This window comes from Rhizobium sp. PL01 (genome assembly GCF_033447125.1).
Taxonomy (GTDB): domain Bacteria; phylum Pseudomonadota; class Alphaproteobacteria; order Rhizobiales; family Rhizobiaceae; genus Pararhizobium.
Map to the genome: position 1 here is coordinate 410,449 of NZ_JAWQUM010000003.1, position 24,060 is coordinate 434,508.

The window sequence follows — 24,060 nt, forward strand, 5'->3', positions numbered from 1 at the left end:
CGCCCGTCATGGCGCGCCTGTTGTGTTCATCGCTGCTGGTTAGACTGCTGCCAGAACGCCGAGAGCAGCCGTTATCCGTGTCCGGTCGGCCTGCGACAGCGGCAGCATCGGCCTTGGCGGATCGAAGGGGCTGAGTTCCAGAAGGTTGGCGATCGCGTGAACGACGCGGTAGCTGCTGAGTTCGCGGAACAGCGTCCAGAGCGGTTCGAACAGCGTGTTGATACGTTCAACCTCGGCGCGGTCACCGGTTTGCGCTGCCCGCATCAGCTTGACGGAGGGGGCCGGCAGAATGCCGGCGACAACGCTGTACCAGGTGACGCCGCCTGCAAGGATGGCATCGGCGACCAGCCAGTCGCCGCTGTAACCGACAGCGAAACCGGCGGGAACGGCTGACACTGTTTCATGATGGGCGGCCGCGATGTCGGCAGCCGGTAGCGCCGGGTTTTTGACCGCGGCAATGGTGTCGATGGCCGAAAGGCGCGAAAGCAGCGTTTGGCTGATGGAAAAATGGGTCGTGCCCGGATTGTTGTAGATGCAGAGCGGCAATGGCGTGGCGGCCGCAACAGTGGAAAAATGCTCGAACACCTCATCGTCACTCAGCGGCGTATAGGACACTGGTGCCATGAGGAGCCCCTGCGCGCCCGCATCCTGCGCATCGCGCGCCAGTGCGACTGCCTCGTCGGTGCGCAGCGCTCCGACGCCGACGATGACGGGTGTGCGGCCGCCGAGGCAAACAGCGGCGGCGTCGATGGCGCGGCGTTTTTCCGCCCGGCTGAGATACATATAAGAGCCGGTGCTTCCGAGCAGGCCGATGGAATCGGCACCCGCAGTGTCAATGCGCTTGAGCAGAGTGCTCAAGGCACCGGTATCGACGCGGCCAGCCGCATCGCAAGGGGTGATCGGGAAGGCGGAGAGGCCATGAAACAGCATACCGGGTCTCTGTGCTGGAGGGAGCGTTTCGCCAGCTGTGCCCGGATGGCTGTTACAGGTCAATGCCGGTATTGTCCCGGTGTCATTTTGCCGGTGCGGCGAGCATTTCGCCGGTCAATTCTCCACCCAGCTCCACGGCCTTGGTCTGTTTGTTGTAGACGCAGATCTGGCTGATCCTGCCGTCGGCGCCCTTCGGTTTGCCGCTGACCAGCGCCAGCCCGAAACTTTCCGAGCCGAACGGGTCGACAACCGCCGTTGGTGTTTCGATCGACCCGGCTGCCGCTTCAATGCATTTCACCGAAACATCGGCGCGCATGGCCTCCCAGGCATCGTCCGAGGATGCGAACGCAGCGACTGGCATCAACGTGGCGGCAACGAGGGCGATGAGGGCGGAACGGTTGCGAAAAGGCATCTGATTTCCTTGGGTTATTGATCCGGCGGTTCAGATGCGACCTTGTCCAAGGATCATGTCCATTCTGTGCCCGTTTCATCACCGTGGAACATTCTGGTGGTGAAAGTATTTTCCATACCTGTAGCGAAATTTGGCATGGCGGCGGTTGCCTGTTGCCACAGTGGTCCCTATGTTCCGCCTCACAGATTTCTTTCATGAATTCCAACCCGGCTTTCATGGATCCCGCCAACAAGAGGAGATACCATCATGGCTTTCGAATTGCCGAACCTGCCTTACGATTACGACGCGCTCGCCCCTTACATGTCTCGCGAAACGCTCGAGTATCACCACGACAAGCATCACCTTGCTTACGTGACCAACGGCAACAAGCTGGCTGAAGAAGCGGGTCTTTCCGCCCTGTCGCTGGAAGAAGTCGTCAAGAAATCCTACGGCACCAACCAGCCGCTGTTCAACAATGCCGGCCAGCACTACAACCACCTTCACTTCTGGAAGTGGTTGAAAAAGGGCGGCGGCGGCACACAGCTGCCGGGCAAGCTCGATGCAGCCATCAAGTCCGATCTCGGCGGCTACGACAAGTTCCGCGCCGATTTCATTGCTGCCGGCACCGGCCAGTTCGGTTCGGGCTGGGCATGGCTCTCCGTCAAGAACGGCAATCTCGAAATCTCCAAGACCCCGAACGGTGAAAACCCGCTGGTTCACGGCGCATCGCCGATCCTCGGCGTCGATGTCTGGGAACATTCCTATTACATCGACTACCGCAATGCCCGTCCGAAGTACCTCGAAGCCTTCGTCGACAGCCTGATCAACTGGGATTACGTGCTCGAGCTTTACGAAGCCGCCGCGTAAGCAGCCCTTATCCCGTAGCGGATTTACACCCGGCGCCAAAAGCGCCGGGTGTTTTTGTTTGGGCAAAGCCCTTTCCGGGGTTGCGGCCGGCCATCTCGCCGGGCAAATGTCATGCGGTTGTCACGAGCCGCTACTAGGCAGGCGCCATGCACAAAGACATTGAAACTCCTATCCTCCGCTTCGGCATCGTCGCCGATCCGCAATATGCCGATATCGCGCCGAATGAGGCGATGGGCCGCTATTACGCGCAAAGCCTTGCCAAGCTGGCCGAGGCCATTTCGACTTTCAACACAGCCGAACTCGATTTCGTTATCACTCTTGGCGATCTCATCGACCGCGACTGGCAGAGTTTCGACGATATCCTGCCGGTCTATCAGGGGCTGCGTCACAAAGCGCTGTTCCTGCTCGGCAATCATGATTTCGCTGTTGTGCCGGAGCATCTTGGTGAAGTCCCAGCCCGCCTCGGCATGCCCCATCGTTATTATGACTTTACCCTCAACGACTGGCGGTTCGTCGTTCTTGACGGCAACGATGTCAGCACGTTTTCTACGCCTTCAGGCGATCCGCGCCATGAGGAGGCGACCGAACGTCTCTGCGCCCTGCAGGTGGCCGGTGCCATCAATGCCCATGGCTGGAACGGCTCGCTCAGCGATGAGCAGTTCCTCTGGCTGGAGGGTGTCATGGACAAGGCGGAAGCGGACGGCGAGCAGGTTCTAGTACTGTGCCACTATCCGGTCTTTCCGCCGAACACGCACAATCTGTGGGACAGCGAACGTGTCATCGCGCTTTTGACCGGCTATGAGTGTTTTCAGGGCTATTTCTGCGGCCATAACCACGATGGCAATTTCGGTGAGACTGCCGGTCGCCCCTTCGTCACCTTCAAGGGTATGGTCGATACGCAGGATCAGAACACGTTTGCGATCGTTTCGATTTTTGCCGGCCGGATCGAAATCAACGGTTTTGGCCGGGAAGACAGCCGGGTAATACCCCTTGGAGCTTGAGCCGTGGCCGGTGCTTTACCCGCCGCCATCAGAAAATTGCTGTTCGCTTGTGTCGATTTGCGAAGTCGCGCGTTTAACGGAGGTCCAATCCAGCTGAGGAGACCCCGATGGCCACGACCTTTGATCTCGCCGACCTGTCCGAAGACGAACTGAGCGCCCTCATCGACGAGGCAACAAGCCTTCGCCAGACATTGCGCAAAAGCCGCGAGCATGAACGCGCGACGGCAGCCGATGGCTCGAAAGGGCAGGACGTGCGCGACCCGGATCACGGCGTCATCACTGCCCCGACACCACGCGCGGTCAAGGAAGAGGGCCCGGCGCACGGGGCTACGAAATAAAACCTTCCTCAGCGAACCGATGGGAGCTGCGAGCCGGTTTGAGAACTGGTTCGCCACCCGCTGATCCAAAGATCCCGCAATCCATCGCCTTCGCCGCGAAAATGCTCTTGCGTCTCCGCGCAGCCTTCCACGCGGTCGGCGCGAAAATTGCGGATGGCTTGGCGCAGTTCGCACCAGCCGACCACCACGGCGGTGGCGGAATAGTAGATCAGCGCCAACGGACGGATGGTGCGTTCGCTGGCGCGGCCGAGTTCGTCGCGGTAGTCGAGTATCAATTTCTGCTCGTCGCGGATCGCCCGGCGCACCAGCGCAAGATCCAGCCCTGACGGCGGCGGCGCGATGCTGCCCCAGGCATGCAGCGCCTTGGAGTGCAATGCCTGGCGCAGCGGCGCCGGTATCGCGCCGGCAATCTTCTGGTTGACCCGCCGGGCAGCCTCCTTCAACTCCTCGTCACCGGTGCGCTCAAGCAGCGCCAGTGCCAGAACGATGGCCTCCGTTTCCTCGATTGAAAACATCAGCGGCGGCAGGTCGAAGCCGGGGCGCATGATGTAGCCGATGCCGCGCCCGCCCTCGATCGGTACCCGCATCGCCTGAAGTGCTGCAATATCCCGGTAGATCGAACGTACCGTCACTTCCAGAGTTTCGGCGATCTGCGCTGCCGTGACCGGGCGGGTCGCGAGCCTTAGAATCTGGATGATCTCGAACAGTCGCGATGCCTTGCGCATGGGCTCCCTTTTCGTCATCAGGCAAAACGCTCCTGACAGAACCCTGTCAGTTGGGTGGCGGTATATCACGTGGGCAAGCACTTGAAAAACCAGCGTTGTGCAAAGTGGAAACCCTTCTGGATAAACGGATAACTGACATGACCTACGCGGAAAATCTCTGGCTGTTCTTCACTCTTCTCTTCGGCATCATCATCGTGCCCGGCATGGACATGGTGTTTGTCATGGCCAATGCGCTGACCGGCGGGCGGGCGTCGGGCCTGACCGCCACAGCCGGTATCATGGCGGGTGGGGTCTTTCATACGCTCTATGCCGCACTTGGGGTCGGCTTCCTGCTGCATCTGGTGCCGGAGCTTTTCAATGTGCTTTTGCTCGCAGGCGCCGCCTATATCGCCTGGATCGGCATTTCGCTTGCCCGTAGCAGCATTGCCATCGCCTCGGTTGAGCCGGGGGCACGGCTTTCACTGTGGACAAGTTTTCGCCGCGGCGCCTTGACCAGCATTCTCAATCCAAAAGCCTATCTGTTCATGCTGGCCGTCTATCCGCAGTTCCTGAAACCTCAATTTGGGCCGCTCTGGTCGCAGGCACTGATCATGGCGATCATGATCTCGCTGACGCAGCTTGCCGTTTATGGCGGTCTGGCGTTCGCCGCCGGCCGCAGCCGCGATGTCATCGTCTCAAGTCCTCGTGCCACCGCCGTCATCGGCAAGACTGTCGGCGTCATCCTGATGGCGGTTGCGGCACTGACCGTGTGGCACGGTTGGCTATAACATGAGTAAAATACTCCTGTTAATTCAACCTGTTGAGAGAGATGCGATAAACTCGATTTCAAAAAAATGTTACTTCCTTCGTGATCGCAAAATGCAATCATGCCCGCGCACCGATTGAGAGAACCGCTTCGCCAGTCCGGGCGGCGTCTCGCCAGAGCTGGAGATTTGGATGAAGCTGAAAATGATACTGACGGCCCTCGTGATTGCAGGCTGTGGCGTAAGTGCCGTCATCGCTGCGGATGATCCGGTCAAGGTCCGAGAAGGGCTGATGAAGCAGATCGGCGGATCGATGGGCGCGCTGGCCGGTATAGCCAAGGGCGAAAAACCCTATGACGCCGAAGTGGTGAAGACGTCGCTGACGACGATCAGCACCAATATCAAGGCATTCCCGGATCAGTTCCCGGCCGGTTCTGAGGCCAATTCGGAAGCCAGCCCGAAAATCTGGGAAAACATGGACGACTTCAAGGCGCATGCCGCCAAGCTTGGCGCTGATGTTGACGTAGCGCTTGTGCAGCTTCCGGCAGATGCAGCCGGCGTTGGTGCAGCGCTCGGCGCCATCGGCAAGAATTGCGGTGACTGTCATCAGGTCTACCGCATCAAGAAATGATGCGGCGGGCCTTGCCCCTCTAAAACTGCGATTTTTGGCGCGCCCAACCCGGCGCGCCAATTGTGTTTTCCGGATGAGGCAAGAGGAGTGGGCGAATGGGTGTGCGGGTTCGAAAACTGGTATCGACAGTGGTTTTCTTCGGCGTGATCGCCGCTGGCGCCGCCTGGTTCCTCACCAAGCCCGAGCCGTGGCCCGTGTCGCACTGGGATGGGCTCGGGGAACCGGATCTGGCGAATGGCGAACAGATGTTCTGGGCGGGCGGCTGTACCAGCTGTCATGCGGCCGCCAAATCCGAAGGCGATGCCAAGCTGGTTCTGGCCGGTGGCCTGCCGCTGAAAAGCCCGTTCGGCACGTTCCATGTGCCCAATATCTCGCCGGATGAAACCGCCGGAATCGGCAACTGGACGCTGGCGGAGTTCGGCGACGCCATGACTCGCGGCGTCGGCAAACAGGGCGAGCATCTCTATCCGTCGTTCCCCTTTGGCTCCTACGCCCGAATGACGACAAAGGATGTCAACGATCTCTGGGGTTTCCTGAAAACCCTGCCGAAAAGCGCCAATGTCGCGCCACCGCATGATCTGCCGTTTCCGTTCAATATCCGGCTTGTGCTCGGCGGCTGGAAGCTGCTGTTTTTCACCGACAAGCCGCGCGTCACGGTCGATACGGCAGATCCAAAGATCGCCCGCGGCCAGTATCTTGTCGAAGGCCCCGGCCACTGCGGCGAATGTCATACGCCGCGCAATGCGCTGGGTGGTTTCGAGACTGCGCAGTGGCTCGCGGGTGCCCCCAATCCGGAAGGCGAGGGCCGCATCCCCAACATCACGCCAGGCTCGAAAAGCATCGGCTCCTGGAGCGAGGGCGATATCGTCAATTATCTCCAAACCGGCTTCACCCCGGAGTTCGATTCCGCCGGTGGCTCGATGGTCGAGGTCCAGCAGAACATGGCCAAGCTCTCTGCGTCCGACCGCGAGGCGATCGCTGCTTATCTGAAGGCGGTACCAGCGATCGAGTAGGATGCTTGTATTTATTGCTATCAATGAGTAGATTGATAGCGTGAATAGCAAGCACAGGAAAACGCTTGCCGCGATCTTCAAGGAGCCCGCGTCCGGAACGATCGATTGGGCTGACATTGAAAACCTGCTTGTTGCCGCAGGATGTACGATCGTTGAAGGCAACGGGTCGCGTGTCAGGTTCTCGTTCGCAAATGAGGTGGAAAGTTTCCATCGTCCCCATCCGGCGAAAGAAGCGAAGCGCTATCAGGTTCGCGCGGCGCGGGAATTCCTGCTTCGCATAGGAGTAAAGCCATGAATATCATGTCCTACAAGGGCTATGCGGCCCGGATCGATTATGACGCGGAAGACGAAATCTTCTTCGGCCGGATCGCGGGCATCACCGATGGGATCGGTTTTCACGCGGATACGGTGGCGGATTTGAAAGCCGCATTCCACGATGCTGTCGATGATTATATCGAAACCTGCGCGAAGATTGGCAAGGATCCGCAGAAATCCTATTCCGGCAAGATGATGTTCCGGGTTGATCCGGACGTGCATGCTCGGGCGGCGAAGGCTGCTGAGCTGTCGGGAAAGAGCCTCAACCAATGGGCTGCTGAGGTCTTGGCAAAGGCGGCTGCCTCGAAGGCGGCCTGAGCTGGCTTGGTCTATCGGCCGGAAGCCAAGGCGCGCTCCTTGGAACGCGCCCATCGCCATAATGCTGCTACCGTAAAAATCGCCCACCTCAGGCGAGCGTCTGCAGATAGCGCATGCCGGTCACCGGACCCGGCGTGAAGTTTTCCGATTCATAGAAGCGGTGCGCCTGGAAATTGCCGGTGGCGGCGCTGACCGAGAGATAGGTTGCGCCAGCCATGCGGGCCTGTTCGCGGGCCTTGGCGACGAGATGGCGGCCGATGCCGGTGCCGCGATGGGCAGGGCGGACGTAAAGATGATGCAGTTCCATGCCGCGCGCACCCTGCTGGGCGCGGTAGAGCGGCACGAGAATGGCGTAGCCGATCAACTCGCCTGCAGCCTCGGCCACAAGTGCGGTGATCCAGGGCATGCGGCCGAAAAGGTCGCGCTCGAGGTTTTCCGGAGTGACGGCTGCGGCATCGCCATGGTGGGCGGCAAGCTCGGTGATCAGTTCGCGCAGCGCCGGCAGATCTCGCTGCTTGGCGGTGCGGATGGTGACCATCGGTGCGCGTGTGGCGAGTGGGAGAGGGGATGTCGGGGTGGCAGTCTGCAGCATTTCATGGCTCCTTATGGCTTTCCCGCCATCAGGTGCCGTTCAAAAACAAAAGCCGCCTGATGGCGGCTTGTTTGAACGAGATCAGACAGCCGCACCTATGGGAGCAGCGTAAAATACCAACGGGCGATGTTCACGGTTCTGATCATGGCGGGCAATGTCGCCTTTTCCGGAAAATTGTCAACGGGAAATCGCGCGTCCGTTAATTTTTGTGGCCGAAACAAGATTTAGGACGGCCGCGATTCTGGCCAAGACCGGCCACAATCGCGCTCTAGGCATCGTCTCCAGCGGCGCGAATCTGGTTGAGGGGGGCTAATATTGGCTATCCTGATCAAGGGTTTGATGCCGCTCTCATCGTCATTCAAGGAGAACCCGACGCATGTCGTCCATGTTCAATCGCCGATCGTTCATCATCGGCTCCAGCCTTCTGTTGCCTGCCGCCGCTTTGATGCCCAAAACGGTCTTTGCCGCCGGCAACGATATCGAAAAGCAGCTTCTTGCGCTGGAAAAGCACACCGGCGGCCGTCTCGGCGTCTACGTCCTCGACACCAAGACCAAGGTGTCCTTCGCCCATCGGCCTGATGAGCGCTTTGCCATGTGCTCGACGTTCAAGGCACTGGCCGCCGCCTTCGCGCTGGCCCGGGTCGACAAGGGCGAGGAAAAGCTCGACCGGCAGATTTCGATTTCGAAGAAACACCTGCTGTCCTATTCGCCGGTGGTGGAGAAACATGTCGGCGGCGGAATGACGGTAAGTGAACTCTGCGATGCCGCCGTCACCTATAGCGACAATGCCGCTGCCAACCTGCTTCTGGCAAGTTTTGGTGGTCCGAAGGGGCTGACGGATTGGCTGCGCTCGATCGGCGACAGCACCACCCGCCTCGACCGGATCGAGCCGGAGCTGAACGAAGCTAAGGTCGGTGATCCGCGCGACACGACGACGCCGGTGGCGATGACCCAGACGCTCGGCAAGCTGTTGCTTGAGGATGTACTGTCGTCATCATCGCGCGATCAGTTTTCCGCCTGGCTGGTTGCCAACACCACCGGCGACAAGCGTCTGCGGGCAGGGCTGCCGAAGGCCTGGACCATAGGCGAGAAGACCGGCACCAGCGGCCGGGGAGAAGCCGGCGATATCGGCTTCATGCGGCCGGCGGATGGCCATACGATCCTGGCGTCGGTCTATATCGCCGAGGGCAAGAAGCCGAAGGAGTTGGAGCCGGTGTTTGGCGAGGTGGGCAAGCTGATTGCAGCGATGGTGGGGTGAGGTGAGGTGACGGTGGGCCGACGGCAAGGTCATTTGGCGTCGTCGGTAGGTGCATTTGGCAGCCGGGCGATACCCCAAATTCCGTCATTCCTGTGCCCGTCACAGGAATCCAGCCAGCCCAAGTCTTTGGGCTGAAAGAGTCTTTCGGCCCGACAGACGTCGGGCCACTGGATCCCCGCCACGAGGGCGAGGATGACGGAGGTAGAAGGTGCCTATCCCGCTCAAACAACTGCTGTAGATGGGGGGAGCGCTCAAAGTCAGGCGGCTGTCTTCTCAAGCCTCTGCTCTGCGGCTTTCTCAAGCCGGTCCATGGCCCCGGTCAGGGCTGCAAAGCAGCGCATGTCGAGTGCCGTGCCCACGTCGCGGGCCATGATGGCCAGCGCCTGTGACACCGGCATGGCTGCCCGGTAGGGGCGGTCAGCCGTCAGCGCGTCGAAGATATCGGCTGTCGTGACGATCCGGGTTTCCATGCAGATCTCGTCACCGCCGATGCCGCGCGGATAACCCTTGCCGTCGAGCCGTTCGTGATGGGCGCCGGCAATGCGCGAGAGGTCCTTGAAGGCTGTGATCTTCGATAGGATCAGTTCGCTCAGCGCCGGGTGGCTGCGGATCGATTGCCATTCCGCGTCATCCGGCTTGCCGGGCTTGTCGAGGATCTGGTTGGAAACGCCGAGCTTGCCGATATCGTGCAGCAACGCCACCCGCTTCAGATAGCGGCGCTGCTGCTCGTCGATACCCATTTCCTCGGCGATCATGTCGGTAAAAAGCGCCACCCGCTTGCTGTGGCCGCTGGTAAACGGGCTCTTGGAATCCACCACTTCTGCAAAGGCCGCCGCCACGTCGTCGAGATAGTCGTCATCGACGTCATCGCTCGCATCATGCGCGGCCATGGCGATGACGGTTTCCTTGAGGTCGGGTGCCGCCAGCGTTGCCCAGAAGACCGGATCCCTGGCGATCGTGCCAAAGACTTTGACCAGTTCCGGATCGAACCAGGTACCTGCCCGCCGGGCAACTTCCTTCTGGGCGCTCAGCGGCCCGGCGCTGGTGTGAAAGACATCCACCACCTGTGCGATCAGGCCGATACGGGCGCTGAGCGCGATCTGCGTGCCCTTCAGCCCCACCGGCTTGCCCTTGCCGTTCCAGTATTCGTCAAGATCGAGAATGCCGGATGCCACCCGCTCGGAAAAGCGCATCATCCGGACGATTTCCGCCCCGCGCTGGCAGCGGGTCTCGATCAGCTCGCGGGCAATCGTGCCGCCGGTGGTGAAGATGGTGACCAGCGAGCGAAAACGCTCGGAAAGCCCGGCCTTCAGGCCCGTATGCGACAGCACGAAACGCAGCACTTGCGGCAGGCTCTCGTCCAAGAGCTTGGCGTCGCGCTTGAATTCCAGATCGTCGGTCAGATAGAGCTGGCAGATGCGGGCCGCATTGCTGGAGCAACCGATATCCTTCAAGAGCAGCGTGTAATAAAGGTCGTTCAGCGCGTCGTCTGCGAGGCCGATTGCCCGGCCGATATTCATGCCGATCCAACAGCAGCGCACGCCGTGCCCCTCGGGCTGACCTTCGGTCAGATCCAGCGCGTAGCTGAGTGCACTCAGCAATTCGGCTTTGCCGACATGCAACTCTGAACTCATGATGCACCCATCAGTAACGCATAGCGTGTATTCTGCTCGTTTGTGATTGTACCGGTGCTTCCTAAAGGAAGTGTCTAGGCTCAGGACATTGTCATCCGGCGGGCACGCGGCGGCGGAAGGGAGCCTTTCCATTTGTGCGCAGATAGTATACCCCCCTATCCTATAGCGAGGTGCCGATGTCCCATACCGTTCGTGAGAAGACCAAACTTTTGGCGCGGGTGCGCCGCTTGAAAGGGCAGCTTGAGGCTGTCGAACGGGCGCTGGAGGTGGAAACGCCCTGCGGCGATATCCTGCAGCTTCTGTCATCCATTCGCGGCGCGCTGAACGGGCTGACGGGTGAGGTGATGGAAGATCACCTGCGCGAACATGTGCTGCACGCCGAAAGCGATGCGGAGCGCTCGCGGGCCGTCGATGAACTCTCCGCCGTGCTGCGGACCTACGTGCGCTAAAAACCTGATACGCCGATCTTGAGAGGATGGCTCCATGTCGACAGAAAACCTGGTTCACGAACACGTCTTTCTCGGCGCTGATCACAAGCGCAACGAGCGCCGCGTCTGGCTGGTGATCGCGCTGACCGCAACGATGATGGTGGCGGAGATCGCCGCCGGCAATCTCTATGGGTCGATGGCGCTGGTTGCCGATGGCTGGCACATGTCCACCCATGCCGGCGCCATGCTGATCACGGCGCTCGCCTATCTCTATGCCCGGCGCCAGGCCCGCAATCCACGCTTCACCTTCGGTACCGGCAAGCTCGGCGATCTCGCCGGTTTCGCCAGCGCCATCGTTCTGGCTCTGATCGCGCTTTTGATCGGTTGGGAAAGCCTGCTCAGGCTCGCCAATCCTGTCCAGATCAGCTTTTCACAGGCGATTGCCGTCGCGGTTGTCGGTCTTGCCGTCAATCTTGTCTCCGCCTTTCTGCTGAAAGATGATCATCAGCATCATGGTCATTCGCATGGAGGGCATTCCCACGGCAGTCACTCTCACGGCGCTCATTCGCATGACACGCATTCACATGGTGCGGAAGCCCCGCATGCGCACGGACACGATCATCACGATCATCACGATCATGCTGGCCATAGCCACGATGCGCACAGCCATCACGGTCACGCGGCCCACAAGCCCGGCGCCGACAACAATCTGCGTTCCGCCTATCTGCATGTGATGGCCGATGCGCTGACCTCGGTGCTGGCTATTTTGGCCCTTCTGGCCGGAAGCATCTATGGCTGGCTCTGGCTCGATCCGGCCATGGGCATTGTCGGCGCACTGGTTATCGCCCACTGGTCCTATGGCCTTATCCGCCAGACCGGCCTGATCCTGATCGACGCCACCGACACGGTCACCGGCCTGCAGTCAGAAATCCGCGAGCGAATCGAGACCCCGCAGGAAAAAATCACCGATCTTCATGTCTGGCAGGTTGGCCCCGGCCACAATGCAGCGATCGTCGCAATCGCCACCGCCAACCCGCATCCGCCGGCCTTCTACAAGGAAAAGCTGGCAAAACTCTCCGGGCTGTCGCATCTGACGGTCGAGGTAACGCCGGTCGCGGCTTAGGCGGTCGCATCCATCCGATCCTCATCCAGCGTTTCCCCGTCAATGCGAACGACGTGGTCGCCGGGCATGATCATCGCCGTGCGGTGGGTGATGGCAATCACCGTGACCGTGTCGCAGACCGCGCGGATATGTTCCATGATGTCGCGTTCCGTTGCGGCATCGAGGGAGGAACTGGCTTCGTCGAGAAACAGGATAGCTGGATCGTTGTAAAATGCCCGCGCGATGGCAATCCGCTGGCGTTCGCCGCCGGAGAGTTTTAAGCCCCGTTCGCCGACGGACGTTTCAAAACCATCCGGCAATGCGTCGATGAAATCGAGGATTGCGGCACGTCCCGCTGCCAGCCGCAGCCGTTCCTGGTCGAGCGGACGGCCGAGCGTGATGTTGGTGGCGAGCGTGTCGTTGAGGAGCATAAGCTCCTGCGGCACGATGCCGATGTGGCCATACCATTCGCGCCGGTCGACGTCGTGCAAAGGCGTGCCGTCGATGGTGATCCGGCCGGTCTGCGGTTCCAGAGATTTCAGCGCCAGCCGGAAGGCAGTCGACTTGCCCGATCCGGTTTCGCCGGTGAGATAGCTGATGTGTCCGCGTCGGGCGGTGAAGCTGACATTGCTGACACCGCGGCCGTTGACATAGTGGTACCCAACGTTCTCGAACTGAACTGTCCCGGTATTGATGGAAAACGAAACGGCTGTTTCGGCCTCAGCTTCATCAGGTGCGTCCCATAGCTTGATCAGCGGTTTCAGCGAGGCGGTCGCGCGCACAACATCGTCGAGCGCGTGACCAATCATTTCGAAAGGCTGGTTGAGCTGAAGCAGCAGCGCATTGAACAGCACGACATCGCCCACCGACAACGCGCCTTCGCGCAACCGTGGCAAGAGCATGAGGAACGTGACGAGAAACTGAACGGTGAGCGCGAGCCCCTGAATGGCGCTGAAACCGATCTTCTGCAGGCAGAAGGCCCTCCAGTTGTCGAAAACCTCCCGGGCCTTGTCCGAAAACCGCGACAGCATCCATTGATGCGCCCCAAAATGTCGTAACGTTTCCATGGCATTGATCGAATTGCCAACGAAACGGGCGTTTTCTTGCCCGCCCTCAATGGCACGATCGAGAAAAGGCTGGCTGCGGTGATTGGCAAAGCTCGTCAGTGCAACGAAGCAGGTGCCATAGACGAGAACAACGGCGACAAGTTCGAGATTGATCGTCGCGCCAAGCAGGACCAGCGTCAGGATGATTTGCGTCGCGCCGGGAATGAAGACGATCAGCCCCAGCTGCACGAGTGTCATCAGAGCGTTCTCGCCGCGCTTGCGCGCACTTTCGATTTCAGCCGGATTGTGTTCGACAAAAAAATCGGCCGTCTTGCGCAACAGCCGTTCGAACATGCTGGTGCCTGCGATGACCGCCAGGCTTTCGGCGCTGATTAAGGAAAGATACTGCAACATCGTCTGCAGCGCGCTGGAGAGCCCGAGCAGCAGTACATAGACGACAAAGCCGGTGACCAGCGTTTCGGCCAGCCGGTCACTGTTGAGCTGGTCGATCAGACGGGAAAAGAGATAAGGCGCGGCGACCGACGCAATGGAGGACAGGAAGACGCAGATTGCAATCGTCAGCAGCATCAACCGCGATGTCCGCCAGTAGTTGAGGAGGATGGTGCGGGGCAGCGAGGGGGATGCGGCGTTCTGCATGGAGCCTCCGAATCGATTGGGGGCCAATATTCCCGATAATACCGATTGATACAACCTTCAGGTTGTGTTGTCTGTACTATCGGTTGAAGGCTGGAAAACCCACGCCGCCCACGAAAAAGCCCGGCGCGATCGCTCGCACCGGGCTTTCTGCTGCTCGAATGCCTGTTACTTCGCCAGCTTGTAAGCGATCACATAATCCCCCGGCTTGGTGCCGACCGAGCCATGGCCGCCGGCGACGATCAGGACGAACTGCGTGCCGTCGTCGATGGCGTAGCTCATCGGGGTCGACTGGCCGCCGGCCGGAAGACGGCCGGACCAGAGTTCCTTGCCGGACGTCAGGTCGTAGGCGCGGATATAGTTGTCGACGGCTGCACCGAGGAAGGCAACGCCGCCCTTGGTGATCATCGGACCGCCAATGCCGGGCACGCCGACCTTGAAGGGCAGGGGAAGCGGCGTCATGTCACGCACGGTGCCGTTCCGGTGCTTGTAGGCGATCTGCCCGGTCTTCAGGTCGGCACCGGCGACATAGCCCCATGGCGGTGCCTGGCAGGGAATGCCAAGTGGCCCGAGGAACGGCCCCATGAAGACGCCGTAGGGTGCGCCGTCATTGCGGTTGAGACCCTGTTCGGAACCCTTTTCGTCCTGGCCCTTCGGCGGGATCTGGTCGCGCGGCACGAGCCTGGAGGTGAAGGCCAGATAGGTCGGCATGCCGAACATTACCTGCCGTTCCGGATCGACCGCGACCGAGCCCCAGTTGAACGTGCCGAAATTGCCGGGATAGATCAGGCTGCCTTCCAGCGATGGCGGCGTGTAGCGGCCCTCGTATTTCAGCCGCTTGAAATCGATCCGGCACGCCAGCTGGTCGAACATCGTCACGCCCCACATGTTCTTGTCGGTGAGTGGCGGCGGCGAGAAGGTGAGGTCGGAGATTGGCTGTGTCGGTGCGGTGAAATCCTCCGCAATGGCGCCGGTCGGAGCCGGGATTTCCTTGACCGGGATGATCGGCTCGCCGGTGCGCCGGTCGAGCACGTAGATATCGCCCTGCTTGGTCGGGCCAACGAGAGCTGGCACCGGCTGGCCGTCCTTGCCGGTAATGTCGAGCAGCACCGGTTGGGCAGGAACGTCCATGTCCCAGAGGTCATGATGCACCGTCTGGCGTACCCAGCGCACGGCGCCGGTGGTAATATCCAGCGCCACGATCGACGAGGAATATTTCTCGACATGTTCGCTTCTGTTCATGCCGAGCTGGTCGGGAACCTGGTTGCCGAGCGGGATATAGACGAGGTTCAGTTTGTCGTCATAGCTGAACACCGACCAGCTGTTGGGCGAGTTGGTCGTGTAGGTCTGGCCTTCCGGTAGCGGTGTGGTCACGTCCGGATTGCCACTGTCCCAGTTCCAGATCAGTGCGCCGGTATTGACGTCAAAGGCGCGGATGACGCCGGACTGTTCCTGCGTCGAATAATTGTCGTTGACGGCACCGCCGACGATGATCTTGCCAGCGGTGATCACCGGTGGCGAGGTGGAGTAATAGTAGCCGGCCGGATTGTATTTCATGCCGGTTTCGAGGTGCAACGTGCCCTTGTCGGCAAAGCTCTCGCAAACCTTGCCATCGGCCGCATCGAGCGCGATCAGCCGTGCGTCGGCTGTCGGCAGATAGACCCGCTCGGCGCAGGGGCTGCCGGCCACGGCGGCCGGATCGGCATAATAGGTGACACCGCGGCATGTCTGGTGCTGCCGGTCGGGGTTCATGCCGGAATTGGCGTCGAACTTCCATTTTTCCTTGCCGGTCGCCGCATCGAGCGCGATGGCGAGATTGTGCGGGGTGCACATATAGAGCGTGTCATGGATTTTGAGCGGGGTCACCTGATAGGTGGTCTCGCCGATATCGTCCGGCCGCTTCACATCGCCGGTCTGATATTGCCAGGCCGTTTCCAGTGTTCCGACATTGGCGGGGGTGATCTGCGTCAGCGGCGAATAGCGCTGGCCATAGGGCGTGCGGCCATACTGGTGCCATTCTCCGTCCGGGACGTTGCCGCCGAGATCGACTGCAGTCGTTGCAGTACCGACAGGCAGTTCGCCAGCAAGATCGAGCGGATCCTGCGTCATCGAATAGCCGGCGACGACGATCGAGGCGAGAACCGCGAGACCGAGCGGCAGGGCGCTGGCCGGGTAGGCCTCGCCCGTCGTGCTGCTGAACCCGAGGCCACGCCGGATGCCCGGCAGAAGCAGCCAGAGACCGAGCAAAATGATGACGCCGCCGCGCGGGCCGAGTTGCCACCAGTCGAAGCCGACTTCCCAGATCGCCCAGGCGAGCGTGCCGAGGATGAGCAATGCATAGACCATCAGCGCCGCACCGCGCCGCGCAAACAGGAGGAAAGCGGTGATGAGGAAACCGAGGCCGGCAATGGCATAATACCAGCTGCCGCCGAGCACGATGAGCCAGAGCCCGCCGCCGCCGAGCGCGAGCCCGATCAATGCGAAGACGATGGCCGTCAACAAAATCAACATGAATATCTCCCGTTCTGGAAAGCCGCGCCGCGCGGTTCGTCTCGCTTGCGGTGGGCATTGGGTCCAACGCCTCAGGGAAAAGGCAGTCCGGTCTCAGGGCTGGCCATCGCGCCGGATGGTGCTGTGCGCGGTGATCCTCGGTCGGATGCGCAGGAAGGTTCAATCCCCGCGCGTATCATCATCAAACATACCGCAGGCGTGCCGCCTTTCAATGGCCACATTTTGGCACAGCCATCAAAATTCGGCATGGCAGACAAGCGCTTGACGCAGGGCAATCCGGCGGCTTGCAAAAGGATTTCGGCAGCGCCGGAAAATAGGCTAGGTCAACGGCAATGTGAATCACACCGAGGTCCAGGATGAAGAGATTGCTGATGGTTTTGCTGGTTGCGGTCGTGGCCGTCGTCGGGGTCATCGGCGGCCGCTGGCTGCTCTATGTCACCAATACCAGCGACCCGCTGGACGAGGTCGGCATCGAGCTGAACAGCCGGATGCCGGAACCCTTGCGCCAATGGGGTTGCGCCCAGCTGAAAACCAATTTCGAAAACCGCCTGCCGCCCTATGGCTGCGCAGCTGTCGGCGGCATTGGCTGGGAGTAGATTTCAAGAACCCGGTCCGCTGATTAAGAGTCAGCGGCCCCTCATGTCCCGCAGAATGTCTTCAGCACTTCCTCCGATGGCTGCGGTGGCGCGGCATAGGCTGCAAACTTCGGCTGGTCCTCATAGGGCTTTGCCAGCACGTCGTTGAGTGCCTCGAACAACGAGAAATCGCCATCATCTTCCGCCGCGCGGATCGCCTGCTCGATGCGGTGATTGCGCGGGATGAAGGCGGGATTGACGGTGCGCATCGCAGCCGCCGTCTGCGCATCCGACAGAGGCTCGCGGCCGGTCCGTTCGCGCCAGGCTGAAAGCCAGGCATCGATATCGGCGGCGTTGGCGAAGAGCTCGCGCAACGGGCCGTCACCGGCGCTGCCTTCCGCCGCGTCGCAAAGCCGCCGGAATGTCAGCGTGAAGTCGGCCTCGTTGCGGTGCATGGCGTTCAACAGCCCCTGAACCAGATCGAGGTCTCCGTCTTCCTCGGTCTGTAGGCCGATCTTCGCCTTCATACCGGCCAGCCAGTGGGCCTGGAACCGCGCGCCATAACCAGCGATCGCATCATTGGCAAGATTGACGGCTTCGGAAGCTTCGGCATCCAGCAGCGGCAGCAGCGTTTCGGCAAAGCGCGCCATGTTCCATTGGCCAATCGCCGGCTGGCTGGCATAGGCATAGCGCCCACCCCGGTCGATCGACGAAAATACCTTGGCCGGATCATAGGCATCGAGAAAGGCGCAGGGGCCAAAATCGATGGTTTCGCCGGAGATGGCGCAATTGTCTGTGTTCATCACCCCATGGATGAAGCCGACGCAGAGCCAGCGGGCAATCAGCGATGCCTGACGCTCGATCGCGGCCTCGACCAGCGCCAGATAGGGACGCTCGTGGCCTTTGATATCGGGATAATGCCGGTCGATGACATAATCAGCCAGAACCTTCAGCCCGTCGGTATCGCCACGCGCCGCCAGGAACTGGAATGTGCCGACGCGGATATGGCTGGCCGCAACCCGGGTGATGACGCCGCCGGGCAAAACCCGCTCGCGGTAAACCGGCTCGCCGGTCACGACAGCCGCCAGGGCGCGTGTCGCGGGAATGCCAAGCGCAAACATCGCCTCGCTGACGATATATTCGCGCAGGACCGGGCCGAGTGCCGCGCGCCCGTCGCCGCGCCGCGAATAGGGCGTCTTGCCGGCACCCTTCAGCTGGATATCGCGGCGCTTGCCGTTGCTGTCGATGACTTCGCCCAGCAGGATCGCCCGCCCGTCGCCAAGCAGCGGCACGAACTGACCGAACTGATGCCCGGCATAGGCCATGCCCAGCGGCTCGGCCCCCTCAGGGATCACATTGCCGGAAAAGATCGCCGCCCCGTCGCGCTCCAGTGCATCGGCGTCGAGGCCAAGTTCTTCAGCCAGCGGACGGTTGAACTTGATTAGCCATGGCTCGGAAACCGGGGTCGGCACGGCGGCCGCATGGAAATGCGCCGGCAGCCGGGCATAGCTGTTATCGAAGGCAATCGGAGCGACGGGCTTTTGCTGTTTTGTCTGGCTATGGTCCATGTCGTCCTGATCTCCACCGAAGGCCGCATGGTATCGCATCCATGGGCGAAATGTGATCCGGATATCGTGCGCTGCAGCCTCCTTTGCAAGTCTTTGTTGCCCGGCTGCCTGTTGAGGCAAGACCAGCCGGTGTGTTCAGGCGCCTAGAGCGTTGGCCGGAACACAGGCATCGCAGATCGCCTGGACATGCCGGTGATCGGTGCCACAGCAGCCGCCGAGTACCCGCACCTGCGGCAGGAAGTGCGTCAGATGGCGGTACCATTCGCCAAGGTCGGCGGGATCGCCGTCATCCAGCCTTTCGCTCTCATCGAGCTGCTGGTGGCTCATCGTCGATGCATTGGCACGGATGCCGCCGATCCGCTTCAGCCACGCCGCGTTGCCAAGGAGAACCGTGTCAAAATGGCTCGGATGGGCGCAGTTGATCATGTAATAATGCGGGTACGATCCGGTCGCGCCATCCACCGCCTCAATGGCTTCCTGCAGCGTCCGGCCGGTGACGAGATTGCCGTCGGTTTCCACCGTAAACGAAATGACGCAGGGCATGTTCAGTCGTTTGGCGGCGCGGGCAATGCCGATCGCTTCATCGATGCTGGTCAGCGTGAAGGCCGTGACCATGTCGGCATCGGTGCCGGCAAAGGTCTCGATCTGCACCGCGTGATACGCCTCGGCCTCGCTGGCGGTCATGTTCCCCGCCTTGTAGCCATCGCCGCGCGGGCCGATCGTGCCGCTGATGACGATCGGGATGCCCGGCCGCTCGTAGTCTGAGCGCAGCGCGCTGAGCAGGTCCACCGCGTCCGCGTTGGCGTCCTTCAGCGCTTTCGCATCATAGCCGATCTTTTCGCCCCAGTCGGGGTTTGTCCGCCACGTCGCGGTGTCGAGCACGAAACCGGTCCGGCTTTTGGCGGCTATGTCGAGATAGCGGGTGTAGTAGTCCTTTAACTGCTTGCGCCCGGCAGGGTCGGCCAGAAGCACGAAGGAGGCGAAATGCGGCAAGTCGGCGCCCTCATGAAAGATCAACGTCGTTTCCATGCCGCCGTCTGTCAGAAACGTGCCGCCCTTCAATTGCGGCAGGTCGTTGCGGTATTTGCCCATGGTCTCCACCCTCCAGTCGTTCCAGATACCGTGAAGGGATGGAGTGTATTGTATTTTATGTTTTTCTAAAATAACTCAGTTGCACAGATGCCCCTATCGCCTCGAACTCCGGGGCATCGGGCGGGCTGACGGCGAGGATGTGACGATCACGTTGGCAAAGTCGATGAACGAACCGCGGCATCTGCCTGAACAGACTCTCGTTTTCGGGCGCCGATGCCGCGTCTTGTGGCCGGGTCAGTCGCCGTTCTCTTCCATCTCCGCCGCAAGCTGCGCCAGTTTGCGCACCGTGTTGAGATTGCGCGATGTCGCCTGTTTCAGCGCGGGCAGTTTGAATTTCGAGTGGCCGGAGCCGTTGGGATAGTGGACGTAGATTTCATGATCGGCGACATGCACTTCTTCACCATCAGGCGCGACCAACTTATCGAGCGTATCCGCCGGGGCTTTCTCCGGCAGGAAATTGATCATCAGATAGTTCGGCTTGGCATCCGGAAACGGATTGTCGGCGGCAATCTTTTCTAGCTCCGCGCGGCTGCGCACCATCACGCCGTGCACCTTGCCCATGATCCCGGCCAGTGCGCCGTCCAATGTCTTTGCTGCATCGGCAGCCGAAAGGTCGGATCGGAACAGCACGTTGCCACTCTGGATATAGGTTTTGACGTCCTTGAAGCCGGCTTTTTCGCACAGCGCTTTCAGCTCGCTCATCGCCAGCTTGCCGGTGCCGCCGACATTGACGGCGCGCAGAAGGGCGATGTGAACGGGCATCCGGTCTCTCCAGTCTTGTGTTGGTGCAGACTAATGGAGAGAACCGTGCCTGCCAATCAAGCCAATACGGGAGATGGCGGTGGTAACCTTTGCGGTCAGATGGCCGCGTTGGAGGCTGCCTCGGCCTGCGCCGTACCGCCATCCTGCGGAATGTCCAGCTGGCGCTTGATTGCTTCCTTGATTTCCGCCTCGATTGCGGCGCGGGCGTCGGCATCCATGGCAGCAAGGTCTGCTTCCGTCATGTCCTTGCCTGCGAGGATCTGCGCCCGGATCTGTTCGGCAATCGACATTTTCGACCAGTCCATGAACTCGTCGGCCGGATTGTCCTTCGGGGCTTCGGTGAGCGCGCCGCCTTGCGAAGTGTCGCCTTCCAGCTTGTCGGCCATCGATAGCCAGAGCGCCGAAGACAAGGACGATGAGGGGCTGGACGAACTGATCGACACGGTCGGCGCCTGCGTACGCTCACCACCGCCGCCATCGATCGTGAGCGCGAGACCGGGGGAGGCCGCGCCCGCTGCCTGGTTGCCATTTTGCGGGCGATAATAATTGCTGATGCTGTCGCCGATTTTCATACCGATTCTCCCTGCAAGGCTGTGCGGGAAATTAGGTCTCAAGACATGTGCGGGGCTTAACAATCAGGCGCTGCGACCGTGACGGTCATCTGAAATCGATACAGCTGAATTGCCAATCCATCGGTCTCGTCATACGCTGTACCCCAGTTTTGGAGATAGGGCCGTGAACGAAACGCTGAAGATATCATTGCCTTCCGAAATGGTGGATGCGCTTGAGAGCCGCGTCAAGGCTGGCGCCTACGCATCGACCAGCGATGCCTTGCAAGAGGCGGTCGAGCTTTTGCTAGAGCAGGAAGCGGCAGATGAGCGGCGGCTGGCTGCCATTCGCTCAAGGGTTCAGGTATCGCTGGAAGATGGCTCGCCGGATGTCAGCTTGGACGAGATCGACGATTGGCTCGAAAAACTCGCCGATGAGAACCGCCATTGAATGAAGCGCCATCCCGTTGTTTTCCGGCGGTCGGCACAGGCTGATTTACGAGCCATTTTTTCCTATGTTCTGGATAAAAGCCGTAACGCAGATACGGCGCAGAACTATGTTCGGCGCATCCGGAACAAATGCCAGGAAATCGGCGACGCGCCGCTCGCGCACCCGCAACTGCCTGACATTCTTCCGGGCCTGCGGATGGCCGTTTTCGAGTGGCGTATTGTCATCCTCTACGTCGTCGAGAACGAGACCATCCGTATCGTCAGCATCCTTTCGGGAAGCCGGGACTATGCGGTCCTGATCAAGCGCCTTACATCTTCCCCGCTACTTTGATCGCAAACGCGTATTCGAATGCGATTTCCTCCAGCCGCTGGAAGCGTCCCGACGCGCCGCCGTGGCCGGCGTCCATGTTGGTCTTCATCAGGATCGGTTCGGAGCCTGTGGTCTTTTCGCGCAGCTTGGCGACCCATTTGGCCGGTTCCCAATAGGTGACGCGCGGGTCGGTCAGGCCGCCGAGCGCCAGGATCGCAGGGTAGGGCTTTTCAGAGACGTTGTCGTAAGGGGAATAGGCTGCCATGCGCTCATAGGCTTCCTTTGAATCAATCGGGTTGCCCCATTCCGGCCATTCCGGCGGGGTCAGCGGCAGCGTGTCGTCGAGCATGGTGTTCAAGACATCGACGAACGGCACTGCGGCGATCACGCCCTTGAATTTCTCCGGTGCCATATTGGCGATTGCGCCCATCAGCATGCCCCCGGCCGAACCACCTTCGGCGATGATGTTGGCGTAGGAGGTAAACTTCTGTTGATTCAGATAGTCGGCCGCTGCGATGAAGTCCTTGAAGGTGTTGGTCTTCTTCTCCATCTTGCCGTCTTCGTACCAGGCAAAACCCTTCTCCTTGCCACCGCGGATATGGGCGATGGCATAGACGAAGCCGCGGTCGGCGAGCGACAGGCAATTGGTGTTGAACGAGGCCGGAATGGCGATGCCATAGGCGCCGTAGCCATAGAGCAGGCAGGGAGCCGATCCGTCGAGGGCCAAGTCCTTGCGATAGAGCAGGGTGACCGGCACCTCGGCGCCGTCCCAGGCCGGGGCCATGACGCGGCGGGTTATGTAGTCGTCGGGATTGTGGCCCGATGGCACCTCCTGCGTCTTCAGGAGCGTGCGTTCGCGCGTCACCATGTTGTAGTCATAGAGCTGGCTCGGCGTCGTCATCGACGAATAGGAGAAGCGGATGACGTCGGTATCGTATTCGGCCGCACCTTGCAGACCGAGCGAGAATGCCTCTTCGGCAAAGGCGATCGAATGTTCCTCGCCGGTGCGGCGGTCGCGGATCTTGATCTGCGGCAGACCTGCCTCGCGCTCCAGCCAGACGAGATGGCGGGCATAGGCACCGTGCGAGATGATCAGGCGGCCAGCCGTGTGCGGCACGACGTCCGTCCAGTTCTCCCGAATCGGATTGTCAACCGGGGCCTGCATGATCTTGAAATCCTTGGCACCGTCGGCGTTGGTCAGGATGTAGAAGACATCACCACCTTCGGAGAGCGAATATTCAAGGCCGGTTTCGCGGGCGGCCACCAGTTGTGGTTTGCCGGTGAGATCGGAGGTCGGAAGCAGCCAGTATTCGCTGGTTTCGTGGTCATGGATGTCGATGTAGATGAAATCGTCGAGCATCGAGCCGCCGACGCCCATGAAGAAGCCCGGGTCCTCTTCCTCATAGACCAGCCGGTCGTCGCTCTGCGGCGTGCCGACGATATGATGGAAGATCTTCGACGGACGGTGGTTGTCGTCGAGTACGGTGTAGAAAAAGCTCTTGCCATCCGGTGCCCAGGCGCCGCCACCGCCGGTGTTTTCGATGACGTCGGCCAGATCGTCGCCGGTCGCAAGATCGCGGACGCGCAAAGTGTAATATTCCGAGCCCTTGTCGTCATAGCTCCAAAGACCACGGCTGTGATCAGTTGAGTGATCGACGCCGCCCAGCCGGAAATAGGCCTTGCCTTCGGCTTCCTTGTCGCCGTCGAGAAGCACCGAGCGCTCGCCGCCATCGCGCGGCGTGCGGAAAAACGAGGGCTGTTCGCCACCCGTTACATAGAACGTGCCATAGGCAAACGGGCCGTCCTTGACTGGAACGGAACTGTCGTCCTCCTTGATGCGCCCCTTCATCTCGGCAAACAGCGTTTTTTGCAGGGCTTCGGTGTCGGCCATCGCAGCCTTCATATAGGCGTTCTCGGCTTCCAGATGCTTGCGGATTTCCGGGTCGAGGATCGTGGGATCCTTGAACATTGCCTGCCAGTTGTCGGCGCGCAGCCAGGCATAGTCGTCCGTTCTGGTGATGCCGTGGCGGGTATCCGTGACAGGTTTTTTCGGAGCAGCGGGAGCGGGCGGCAGGTTCTTGAAGATGGACAAGGAAATCTCCGGGAATGCGAGGGGTCTGCACCCGAGATAGAGACCGGGTGGGCAAGGTTCAAGGAAAAAGCTCCGGATGGTTCCGGTGCTCACAGACCAGGTTGGCGCGAGACAGGCAATACAAGCGATATTTCCGGTAGCAATACCAAAAAATATCCCTTTGCCT

At 60.6% G+C, this 24,060-nt stretch carries 26 protein-coding genes; 14 read left to right on the forward strand and 12 right to left on the reverse strand.

Annotated elements, in window-relative coordinates; all coding sequences use genetic code 11:
* Window positions 1-39: 39 nt before the first annotated feature.
* On the reverse strand, window positions 40-930 hold the full coding sequence (locus R6X40_RS09765; protein ID WP_318413014.1) for a dihydrodipicolinate synthase family protein: 891 nt from the start codon (window positions 928-930) through the stop codon (window positions 40-42).
* Window positions 931-1,012: 82 nt separating this feature from the next.
* Window positions 1,013-1,342, reverse strand: a complete 330-nt coding sequence (locus R6X40_RS09770; RefSeq protein WP_318413016.1) for a hypothetical protein — start codon at window positions 1,340-1,342, stop codon at window positions 1,013-1,015.
* A gap of 246 nt (window positions 1,343-1,588) precedes the next feature.
* Here R6X40_RS09770 and R6X40_RS09775 point away from each other — a divergent pair, with 246 nt between their 5' ends.
* From R6X40_RS09775 to R6X40_RS09785, 3 genes are all read left to right on the forward strand, one after another.
* Window positions 1,589-2,188 (forward strand): superoxide dismutase, encoded by a 600-nt coding sequence (locus tag R6X40_RS09775; RefSeq protein WP_318413017.1) that lies wholly within the window; start codon window positions 1,589-1,591, stop codon window positions 2,186-2,188.
* 146 nt (window positions 2,189-2,334) lie between these two features.
* Complete coding sequence (locus R6X40_RS09780; protein ID WP_318413018.1) at window positions 2,335-3,189, forward strand: metallophosphoesterase; 855 nt, start codon at window positions 2,335-2,337, stop codon at window positions 3,187-3,189.
* Between the two features lie 107 nt (window positions 3,190-3,296).
* Complete coding sequence (locus R6X40_RS09785) at window positions 3,297-3,527, forward strand: hypothetical protein (protein ID WP_318413020.1); 231 nt, start codon at window positions 3,297-3,299, stop codon at window positions 3,525-3,527.
* A gap of 8 nt (window positions 3,528-3,535) precedes the next feature.
* Here R6X40_RS09785 and R6X40_RS09790 read toward each other — a convergent pair whose 3' ends face one another.
* Window positions 3,536-4,252 carry a YafY family protein gene (locus R6X40_RS09790; RefSeq protein WP_318413262.1) on the reverse strand — a complete coding sequence of 239 codons (717 nt, stop codon included), beginning with the start codon at window positions 4,250-4,252 and terminating at the stop codon, window positions 3,536-3,538.
* Between the two features lie 137 nt (window positions 4,253-4,389).
* On the opposite strand from R6X40_RS09790, the gene R6X40_RS09795 reads away from it, so the two are divergent.
* The 5 genes from R6X40_RS09795 (at window position 4,390) to R6X40_RS09815 (ending at window position 7,272) form a co-directional block, all read left to right on the forward strand.
* Window positions 4,390-5,019 carry a LysE family translocator gene (locus tag R6X40_RS09795; RefSeq protein WP_318413021.1) on the forward strand — a complete coding sequence of 210 codons (630 nt, stop codon included), beginning with the start codon at window positions 4,390-4,392 and terminating at the stop codon, window positions 5,017-5,019.
* A gap of 169 nt (window positions 5,020-5,188) precedes the next feature.
* A complete protein-coding gene (locus tag R6X40_RS09800; RefSeq protein ID WP_318413023.1) occupies window positions 5,189-5,626 on the forward strand; it encodes a c-type cytochrome in 438 nt (145 codons plus the stop codon).
* Window positions 5,627-5,721: 95 nt separating this feature from the next.
* Complete coding sequence (locus R6X40_RS09805) at window positions 5,722-6,639, forward strand: cytochrome c (protein ID WP_318413024.1); 918 nt, start codon at window positions 5,722-5,724, stop codon at window positions 6,637-6,639.
* A gap of 40 nt (window positions 6,640-6,679) precedes the next feature.
* Window positions 6,680-6,934, forward strand: a complete 255-nt coding sequence (locus R6X40_RS09810) for a type II toxin-antitoxin system HicA family toxin (protein ID WP_318413025.1) — start codon at window positions 6,680-6,682, stop codon at window positions 6,932-6,934.
* Window positions 6,931-7,272, forward strand: a complete 342-nt coding sequence (locus R6X40_RS09815; RefSeq protein WP_318413027.1) for a type II toxin-antitoxin system HicB family antitoxin — start codon at window positions 6,931-6,933, stop codon at window positions 7,270-7,272. Before R6X40_RS09810 ends, R6X40_RS09815 begins: the two co-directional genes overlap by 4 nt.
* Before the next feature lie 88 nt (window positions 7,273-7,360).
* Here the strand turns inward: R6X40_RS09815 and R6X40_RS09820 are convergent, their stop codons facing one another.
* Window positions 7,361-7,864, reverse strand: coding sequence for a GNAT family N-acetyltransferase (locus tag R6X40_RS09820; RefSeq protein WP_318413028.1), 504 nt, complete (start codon window positions 7,862-7,864; stop codon window positions 7,361-7,363).
* Between the two features lie 376 nt (window positions 7,865-8,240).
* On the opposite strand from R6X40_RS09820, the gene bla reads away from it, so the two are divergent.
* Window positions 8,241-9,122, forward strand: coding sequence for a class A beta-lactamase (gene bla / locus R6X40_RS09825; RefSeq protein WP_318413030.1), 882 nt, complete (start codon window positions 8,241-8,243; stop codon window positions 9,120-9,122).
* 257 nt (window positions 9,123-9,379) lie between these two features.
* Here the strand turns inward: bla and R6X40_RS09830 are convergent, their stop codons facing one another.
* Entirely contained in the window at window positions 9,380-10,756 is a 1,377-nt protein-coding gene (locus tag R6X40_RS09830) for an HD-GYP domain-containing protein (protein WP_318413031.1), read from the reverse strand.
* Between the two features lie 176 nt (window positions 10,757-10,932).
* Between R6X40_RS09830 and dmeR the strand changes: the two genes are divergently transcribed.
* On the forward strand, window positions 10,933-11,205 hold the full coding sequence (gene dmeR / locus R6X40_RS09835; protein WP_318413032.1) for a Ni(II)/Co(II)-sensing transcriptional repressor DmeR: 273 nt from the start codon (window positions 10,933-10,935) through the stop codon (window positions 11,203-11,205).
* A gap of 34 nt (window positions 11,206-11,239) precedes the next feature.
* Entirely contained in the window at window positions 11,240-12,307 is a 1,068-nt protein-coding gene (gene dmeF / locus R6X40_RS09840) for a CDF family Co(II)/Ni(II) efflux transporter DmeF (RefSeq protein ID WP_318413034.1), read from the forward strand.
* Here dmeF and R6X40_RS09845 read toward each other — a convergent pair.
* Together R6X40_RS09845 and R6X40_RS09850 are read right to left on the reverse strand one after the other, a co-directional pair.
* Entirely contained in the window at window positions 12,304-13,989 is a 1,686-nt protein-coding gene (locus tag R6X40_RS09845; RefSeq protein WP_318413036.1) for an ABC transporter ATP-binding protein, read from the reverse strand. The two genes, dmeF and R6X40_RS09845, sit on opposite strands and share 4 nt — an antisense overlap.
* Before the next feature lie 165 nt (window positions 13,990-14,154).
* The gene (locus R6X40_RS09850; protein ID WP_318413037.1) at window positions 14,155-16,497 is read right to left on the reverse strand and encodes a glucose/quinate/shikimate family membrane-bound PQQ-dependent dehydrogenase; all 2,343 of its coding nucleotides are present in this window, start codon (window positions 16,495-16,497) and stop codon (window positions 14,155-14,157) included.
* A 371-nt stretch (window positions 16,498-16,868) separates the two neighbouring features.
* Between R6X40_RS09850 and R6X40_RS09855 the strand changes: the two genes are divergently transcribed.
* Complete coding sequence (locus tag R6X40_RS09855) at window positions 16,869-17,093, forward strand: hypothetical protein (RefSeq protein WP_318413039.1); 225 nt, start codon at window positions 16,869-16,871, stop codon at window positions 17,091-17,093.
* A gap of 41 nt (window positions 17,094-17,134) precedes the next feature.
* Here R6X40_RS09855 and R6X40_RS09860 read toward each other — a convergent pair whose 3' ends face one another.
* The 4 genes from R6X40_RS09860 to R6X40_RS09875 all read right to left on the reverse strand — a co-directional run bounded on the left by R6X40_RS09860 (window position 17,135) and on the right by R6X40_RS09875 (window position 21,066).
* A complete protein-coding gene (locus tag R6X40_RS09860; protein ID WP_318413040.1) occupies window positions 17,135-18,640 on the reverse strand; it encodes a protein adenylyltransferase SelO in 1,506 nt (501 codons plus the stop codon).
* Between the two features lie 135 nt (window positions 18,641-18,775).
* Window positions 18,776-19,732 (reverse strand): homocysteine S-methyltransferase family protein, encoded by a 957-nt coding sequence (locus tag R6X40_RS09865; RefSeq protein WP_318413041.1) that lies wholly within the window; start codon window positions 19,730-19,732, stop codon window positions 18,776-18,778.
* 234 nt (window positions 19,733-19,966) lie between these two features.
* Window positions 19,967-20,494, reverse strand: a complete 528-nt coding sequence (locus tag R6X40_RS09870; protein WP_318413043.1) for a DUF1697 domain-containing protein — start codon at window positions 20,492-20,494, stop codon at window positions 19,967-19,969.
* Window positions 20,495-20,589: 95 nt separating this feature from the next.
* Window positions 20,590-21,066, reverse strand: a complete 477-nt coding sequence (locus R6X40_RS09875; protein WP_318413045.1) for a hypothetical protein — start codon at window positions 21,064-21,066, stop codon at window positions 20,590-20,592.
* A 163-nt stretch (window positions 21,067-21,229) separates the two neighbouring features.
* On the opposite strand from R6X40_RS09875, the gene R6X40_RS09880 reads away from it, so the two are divergent.
* Both R6X40_RS09880 and R6X40_RS09885 read left to right on the forward strand, forming a co-directional pair.
* Complete coding sequence (locus R6X40_RS09880) at window positions 21,230-21,493, forward strand: type II toxin-antitoxin system ParD family antitoxin (protein ID WP_318413046.1); 264 nt, start codon at window positions 21,230-21,232, stop codon at window positions 21,491-21,493.
* Window positions 21,494-21,823: a type II toxin-antitoxin system RelE/ParE family toxin gene (locus tag R6X40_RS09885; protein ID WP_318413047.1), complete on the forward strand. Its 330-nt coding sequence runs from the start codon at window positions 21,494-21,496 to the stop codon at window positions 21,821-21,823.
* Here the strand turns inward: R6X40_RS09885 and R6X40_RS09890 are convergent.
* Window positions 21,801-23,894, reverse strand: coding sequence for a S9 family peptidase (locus tag R6X40_RS09890; RefSeq protein ID WP_318413049.1), 2,094 nt, complete (start codon window positions 23,892-23,894; stop codon window positions 21,801-21,803). The two genes, R6X40_RS09885 and R6X40_RS09890, sit on opposite strands and share 23 nt — an antisense overlap.
* Between the last annotated feature and the right edge of the window lie 166 nt (window positions 23,895-24,060).

Bases quoted from the DNA above. Each gene is read 5' to 3' on its own strand.
- R6X40_RS09775 (WP_318413017.1), top strand. From the start codon at position 1,589: ATGGCTTTCGAATTGCCGAACCTGCCTTACGATTACGACGCGCTCGCC.
- dmeF (WP_318413034.1), top strand. From the start codon at position 11,240: ATGTCGACAGAAAACCTGGTTCACGAACACGTCTTTCTCGGCGCTGAT.
- R6X40_RS09850 (WP_318413037.1), bottom strand. From the start codon at position 16,497: ATGTTGATTTTGTTGACGGCCATCGTCTTCGCATTGATCGGGCTCGCG.
- R6X40_RS09780 (WP_318413018.1), top strand. From the start codon at position 2,335: ATGCACAAAGACATTGAAACTCCTATCCTCCGCTTCGGCATCGTCGCC.
- dmeR (WP_318413032.1), top strand. From the start codon at position 10,933: ATGTCCCATACCGTTCGTGAGAAGACCAAACTTTTGGCGCGGGTGCGC.
- R6X40_RS09870 (WP_318413043.1), bottom strand. From the start codon at position 20,494: ATGCCCGTTCACATCGCCCTTCTGCGCGCCGTCAATGTCGGCGGCACC.
- R6X40_RS09845 (WP_318413036.1), bottom strand. From the start codon at position 13,989: ATGCAGAACGCCGCATCCCCCTCGCTGCCCCGCACCATCCTCCTCAAC.
- R6X40_RS09875 (WP_318413045.1), bottom strand. From the start codon at position 21,066: ATGAAAATCGGCGACAGCATCAGCAATTATTATCGCCCGCAAAATGGC.
- R6X40_RS09785 (WP_318413020.1), top strand. From the start codon at position 3,297: ATGGCCACGACCTTTGATCTCGCCGACCTGTCCGAAGACGAACTGAGC.
- R6X40_RS09805 (WP_318413024.1), top strand. From the start codon at position 5,722: ATGGGTGTGCGGGTTCGAAAACTGGTATCGACAGTGGTTTTCTTCGGC.
- R6X40_RS09820 (WP_318413028.1), bottom strand. From the start codon at position 7,864: ATGCTGCAGACTGCCACCCCGACATCCCCTCTCCCACTCGCCACACGC.
- R6X40_RS09800 (WP_318413023.1), top strand. From the start codon at position 5,189: ATGAAGCTGAAAATGATACTGACGGCCCTCGTGATTGCAGGCTGTGGC.
- R6X40_RS09795 (WP_318413021.1), top strand. From the start codon at position 4,390: ATGACCTACGCGGAAAATCTCTGGCTGTTCTTCACTCTTCTCTTCGGC.
- R6X40_RS09865 (WP_318413041.1), bottom strand. From the start codon at position 19,732: ATGGGCAAATACCGCAACGACCTGCCGCAATTGAAGGGCGGCACGTTT.
- bla (WP_318413030.1), top strand. From the start codon at position 8,241: ATGTCGTCCATGTTCAATCGCCGATCGTTCATCATCGGCTCCAGCCTT.
- R6X40_RS09765 (WP_318413014.1), bottom strand. From the start codon at position 930: ATGCTGTTTCATGGCCTCTCCGCCTTCCCGATCACCCCTTGCGATGCG.
- R6X40_RS09770 (WP_318413016.1), bottom strand. From the start codon at position 1,342: ATGCCTTTTCGCAACCGTTCCGCCCTCATCGCCCTCGTTGCCGCCACG.
- R6X40_RS09885 (WP_318413047.1), top strand. From the start codon at position 21,494: ATGAAGCGCCATCCCGTTGTTTTCCGGCGGTCGGCACAGGCTGATTTA.
- R6X40_RS09790 (WP_318413262.1), bottom strand. From the start codon at position 4,252: ATGCGCAAGGCATCGCGACTGTTCGAGATCATCCAGATTCTAAGGCTC.
- R6X40_RS09830 (WP_318413031.1), bottom strand. From the start codon at position 10,756: ATGAGTTCAGAGTTGCATGTCGGCAAAGCCGAATTGCTGAGTGCACTC.
- R6X40_RS09860 (WP_318413040.1), bottom strand. From the start codon at position 18,640: ATGGACCATAGCCAGACAAAACAGCAAAAGCCCGTCGCTCCGATTGCC.
- R6X40_RS09815 (WP_318413027.1), top strand. From the start codon at position 6,931: ATGAATATCATGTCCTACAAGGGCTATGCGGCCCGGATCGATTATGAC.
- R6X40_RS09855 (WP_318413039.1), top strand. From the start codon at position 16,869: ATGGTTTTGCTGGTTGCGGTCGTGGCCGTCGTCGGGGTCATCGGCGGC.